Source organism: Terribacillus sp. AE2B 122 (assembly GCF_902497585.1).
Classification (GTDB): domain Bacteria; phylum Bacillota; class Bacilli; order Bacillales; family Amphibacillaceae; genus Terribacillus; species Terribacillus saccharophilus_A.
In genome coordinates this window covers 236,265-236,598 of the sequence record NZ_LR700947.1, presented here as the reverse complement: position 1 = coordinate 236,598, position 334 = coordinate 236,265, and the positions used below count along the sequence as shown (strand labels likewise).

Below are 334 nucleotides of genomic sequence, written 5' to 3'. Positions count from 1 at the left end.
AAGGCTGCCTTCTTGACGATCACGGTTTGTGATTTTCGCTACGCGGTCTTTCATTTTGTTCATACCTTCAGGTCGACCTTCGTAGATCATTCCTTTGGAATCACACATGATGACGTTGTTCACGCCAAGGCTGTGAAGAAGCTCGATGATGGCGATACCGGCAGCGCCAGCACCGTTAGCAACAACTTTGATGTTGTCGAAGCTTTTGCCAACCAATTTCAACGCGTTCAGCAAACCAGCAACTGTTACGATTGCAGTACCATGCTGATCATCATGGAATACTGGGATGTCAGTTTCTGCTTTCAAACGCTCTTCAATTTCGAAGCAGCGAGGT

1 protein-coding gene is annotated in these 334 nt (G+C 47.0%); it reads right to left on the bottom strand.

Features of this window, described 5'->3' with window-relative positions; genetic code table 11:
- Positions 1-334, bottom strand: a 334-nt coding sequence (locus tag AE2B122_RS19265; RefSeq protein WP_305852000.1) for a malic enzyme-like NAD(P)-binding protein, incomplete at both ends; no start/stop codon positions are given.